Source organism: Inquilinus sp., assembly GCF_057815775.1.
This window is the reverse complement of the sequence record NZ_JBYRFX010000317.1, coordinates 1-4,430: the sequence shown is the minus strand read 5'-3', so window position 1 is coordinate 4,430 and position 4,430 is coordinate 1. Positions and strand designations below refer to the sequence as shown.

The following is a 4,430-nucleotide window of genomic DNA, read 5'->3' as shown; positions in this document are numbered from 1 at the left end:
GCGATCGCGCTCGAGGCCTATGCCGACATCAACTGCGAGGGCTATGGCTTTCCGCTGGAATGGGGCCGCGCCGGCCTGGCCGGATCGACGCTGTGGACCAAAGCGGCGCATTCCTATCTCGGCTATGAGGGCGACCGCGCGGTCTCCGCCGCCTCGGCGGTGGTCCATGACGGGCGCCTGTACCTCGCGCTGGTCGCCACCCGCCCGGATGCCCAGCGCAAGGGCTATGGCGAGGCGGTGGTGCGGCGGGCGCTGCAGGCCGGACACAAGGCGACGGGGCTGACCCGGACGGTCCTGCACGCCACCGATGCCGGCGCCCCGGTCTACGCCCGCGTCGGCTATAGCCGCGCCGCCACCTTCCTGACCTACATGCCGGCGACCTGAGGAAGCGCCCTACCCCTTGACCGCTCCGCCGGCCAGGCCGGCGACGATGTGGCGCTGGGCCAGCAGGAAGAAGGCGATGGCCGGCGCCAGGGTCAGGGTGACGAAGGCCAGGATCTTGTTCCATTCGGTCGAGAATTCGCCCTGGTAGTACCTGATCCCCAGCGGCCAGGGGTACATCTCCGGCGCGTTGAACATGATCAGCGGCAGCATGTAGTTGTTCCAGCTGGTGACCAGGGCGAAGACCGAGACCGTGGCCAGGATCGGCCGCGACAGCGGCAGGGTGATCCTGAGATAGAACTGGAAGTAGCCGCAGCCATCGACCCGCGCCGCCTCCCACAGCTCGTGCGGCAGCTGGCGGAAGAAGCCGCGCAGCATCAGGATCGCCATGCCCAGCCCGAAGGCCACCTGCGGCAGGATCACGCCCCAATAGCTGTCGAGCAGGCCGAGGTCGCGGACCCGGATGAACAGCGGCAGCATCGCCGTCGCCGCCGGGAACAACAGGCCGAGCAGGAGGTAGCTGAGCAGCATGCGGCTGCCGAAGAACACGACATGGGCGAAGACGAAGGCCGCCATCGACCCGGCGATCAGGGTCAGGCCGACGGTGAACACGGCGATGACGGCGGAGTTGAACAGCATGCGCCAGAGCTGCGGCGAGGTCAGGATCTCGAGATAGACCTCGCCGCTCCAGCTCGCCGGCAGCCCGACCGGGTTGACCCGCAGCTCGCCCAGCGTCTTGAAGCCGCCCAGGGCGGTGGCGACCAGCGGCACCAGCACCACCCCGGCGACGGCGAGCAGCACCAAGTATTGCGGCAGGGTGGAGGGGCGGCGCGTGCGGCTGGCCATGATGGTCCTAGTCTCCGCGCATCAAAGTGCGGCGATACACGATCGAGAAGGTGACGCAGATCAGGAACAGCACCACGCCGACGGCGCTGCCGAAGCCGATCTCCATCCGCATGATGCCGAAGGTGAAGAGGTAGGTGACCAGCGAATGGGTGGCGTTGGACGGCCCGCCGCGGGTCAGCGCCATCACCATGTCGAACAGCTGCAGCGCGCCGACCACCGAGAAGAACACCGACAGCCGGATCGTCGGCAGCAACATCGGGATCTTGATCCGGCGCACGATCTGCCAGGGCGAGGCGCCGTCGATCCGGGCCGCGTCGACAACCTCGGGCGGGATGTTCTGCAGGCCGGCGATGTAGAGCATCATGTGGAAGCCGAAATACTTCCACACCACCAGCGCCAGCACCGCGATCATCGCCAGGCCGCGATCGGCCAGGACGAAGGGCGCCTGGGCACCGAACCAGCCCCAGACCAGAGCGACAGCGCCGTACTGGCCATCGTAGAGGAACTTCCAGATCAGCCCGGTCGCGACCTCGGCCAGGATATAGGGCAGGAAGAACACCATGCGGAACGCCACCCGGCCGCGCAGCTTTTCGGCCAGCAGCAGCGCCATGGACAGGGCCAGCGGCAGCTGGATCGCCAGCGACACCGCGATGATCAGCCCGGTGTTGGTCAGCGCCGACCAGAAGGTACGGTTGCGCAGCAGCAGCTCGAAATTCTTCAGCCCGACGAAGTCTTCCGGGCTGCCGTAGCCGTTCCATTTGAACAGGCTGTAGAAGCCGGATTCGCCCATCGGCAGGATCACGAAGATGGTGAACAGGGCCAGCGCCGGCACCAGCATCAACACGATCGGCGCCACCCGGGATCGGAAGGCGACGCGGCGACGGCGAGCGGCGGAGTGGTCGTGCGACAGGGCGACGGCGGTCATCGGGGTGCACCCGCGAAGGCCGGCTTGCTTTGCCTCTCCCGCCTGGCGGGAGAGGCAAAGCACAACGGGGAACGGACCCTCACCAACACATCCCCCTCAATGCATCGCCCAGGCGTCCTGCACCTGGGAGGCGGCGTCGGCGGGGTCGGTGGCGCCGGAGGCGAGGTCGGTCGACACGTCGTTGACGACGCGGCCGACATTGGCGCCCAGCATCTGGTCGTAGAACACCTGGAAATAGCCGGCCTTGGCGATGTTTTCCGCCATCTCGCGGAAATACGGGTTCTTGAGCTTGTCCGCCGTGCCCTTGACCACCGGGATGTACAGGCCGAGCTCCGCCGCCTTGGACTGGTTCTCCAGGCTGGTCAGGAACTTCAGGAAATCGACCGCTTCCGGCGGCGACCCCTTGGTCACCAGCCAGCCATTGACCCCGCCCAGCACATCGGTCGGCTGGCCGGCGCCGCCATCGACCACCGGGAACGGGAACCAGCCGAGATCGGCATCGGCGAGGCCCTTGCCACTGGCGCTGTTGGCCTTGCTGGCGTTGTAGTCCCAGTTGCCCATCAGGTTCATGGCGGCGTTGCCGTCGCCGAAATAGCCGGAGGATTGCGGGTTGGTCAGGCCGAGATAGCCGGGCTCGAACGGGTCCAGCGCCGCCAGCTCCTTCAGATGCTCGCCGGCCTTGACGAAGACCGGGCCGTCGAAGCCGTCGCCGGACTGGTTGTAGGCCGACTGGAACGCCGCCTTGCCGCCGAGCCGGATCGCAAGATGGGTCCAGTAGAAATGGATCGGCCATTTGTCGGCGCCGCCGGCCGCGATCGGCACGATGCCCGCCGCCTTGATCGTCTTCACCGCAGCCAGCAGGTCGGTCCAGGTCTTGATGTCCTCGGCCTTGACCCCCGCCTTGGCGAACAGCGGCTTGTTGAACCAGAAGCCAACCTGGGAGGCGAGGACGGGGGCGCCCCAGACATGACCGTCGATGGTGAAGGCGTCGAGCGCGGCCGGGCCGAAGCTGTCGGCCCACGGGCCCTTCATCGCGTCGCTGAGATCCTCGATCGTGCCGGCCTTGACCTGGTCGCGCAGCACGCCGCCGCCCCAGCTGTAGATGATGTTCGGCCGGTCGGGCGATTGCAGCGTGGTCGGCAGCTTGGCCTTGTAGGCCTCGTTCTCCAGATACTGCAGCTGGATGGTCACGCCGGGATGCGCCGCCTCATAGGCCTTGGCGACATCCTGCATCCAGGACACCGTCTCCGGCGTGTTCTCGATGTGCAGCCATTTGACCGTGACGTCGGCCATGGCTGTGCCCGATGCGAGGCCGGCCATGGCGAGGGCCGCGAGGCCCGACAGCAATCTGTTCATGTCTCTCTTTGTCCTCCCTGGTTCCCGCCGCCATTGCCGGCGGCGGGTTTGGTTTCGGTCCGGTCCGCTCACCCCTCCAGCCAGCGCACCTCCTCCGGCGTCAGCGCGATGTCGAGCGCCTGCAGCGAATCCTCCAGCTCCTCCAGCGTGAGCGGGCCGATCAGCGGCAGGATCGGGAAGTCCTGGTGCAGGCCATAGGCCAGGGCGACCTGGTTGGCCGATTTGCCGATCCGGGCGCCGAGCTCCGCCGCCCGGTCGCGACGGCGGAAATTGGTCTCGCCATACCAGCTGCGCTCCAACTCCGGATCCTCGTGCCGGTCGCGGCCGCCGCGGTCGGTGAAGAAGCCGCGGGCCTGGCTGGACCAGGCCAGGAGCGGCATCTGCCGCTGCCGCAGCCAGGCCCGCCATTCCGCATCCGACGACGCGATGCAGCCGGCCCAGACCGGCTGGATCATGTCCGCCAGGCTGAAATTGTTGCTGACCGTGGCCGGGCCGTGCTTGCCGTTGGCCTCGGCATAGTCGATCGCCTCGTCCAGCCGCTCGCGCGTCCAGTTCGACCCGCCCCAGGAGCCGATGCGCCCGGCCCGGATCTCGGCATCCAGCACATCGACGAATTCGCCGACAGCGATATCCGGGTTGTCGCGATGCATCAGGTAGAGGTCGAGCCGGCCGGTCTGCAGCCGCTCCAGCGTGTCGGTCAGCTGGCGCGGGATCACGTCGGGGTAGCACAGCGGCGAATGCGCGCCCTTGCCGATCAGCACGATCTCGTCGCGCACGCCGCGGCTGGCCAGCCAATGGCCGAGCAGCCGGTCGGAGTCGCCGTTGCGGTAGAGCCAGGCGGTGTCGAAGGTGTTGCCGCCGCGTTCGAAGAAGCGGTCGAACAGCAGCCCGGCCTGGCTGATGCTCTGCACCCCGACCGCGC

General features: G+C 67.7%; 5 protein-coding genes. 1 reads left to right on the top strand and 4 read right to left on the bottom strand.

All coding sequences use genetic code 11. The features are described from left to right. Nucleotides 1-384: GNAT family N-acetyltransferase (locus AC3XYG_RS11260; protein ID WP_489139920.1), on the top strand; the 384-nt coding region annotated here is incomplete at its 5' end. A gap of 9 nt (nucleotides 385-393) precedes the next feature. On the opposite strand, the gene AC3XYG_RS11255 is transcribed toward AC3XYG_RS11260, so the two are convergent. The 4 genes from AC3XYG_RS11255 to AC3XYG_RS11240 form a co-directional block, all read right to left on the bottom strand. After that, nucleotides 394-1,227: a carbohydrate ABC transporter permease gene (locus AC3XYG_RS11255; protein ID WP_489139919.1), complete on the bottom strand. Its 834-nt coding sequence runs from the start codon at nucleotides 1,225-1,227 to the stop codon at nucleotides 394-396. A 7-nt stretch (nucleotides 1,228-1,234) separates the two neighbouring features. Continuing rightward, nucleotides 1,235-2,152: a carbohydrate ABC transporter permease gene (locus AC3XYG_RS11250; protein ID WP_489139918.1), complete on the bottom strand. Its 918-nt coding sequence runs from the start codon at nucleotides 2,150-2,152 to the stop codon at nucleotides 1,235-1,237. A 96-nt stretch (nucleotides 2,153-2,248) separates the two neighbouring features. Beyond that, nucleotides 2,249-3,508, bottom strand: coding sequence for an ABC transporter substrate-binding protein (locus AC3XYG_RS11245; RefSeq protein WP_489139917.1), 1,260 nt, complete (start codon nucleotides 3,506-3,508; stop codon nucleotides 2,249-2,251). Nucleotides 3,509-3,576: 68 nt separating this feature from the next. Further along, the coding region (locus AC3XYG_RS11240; RefSeq protein WP_489139916.1) for an aldo/keto reductase at nucleotides 3,577-4,430 on the bottom strand (854 nt) is incomplete at its 5' end.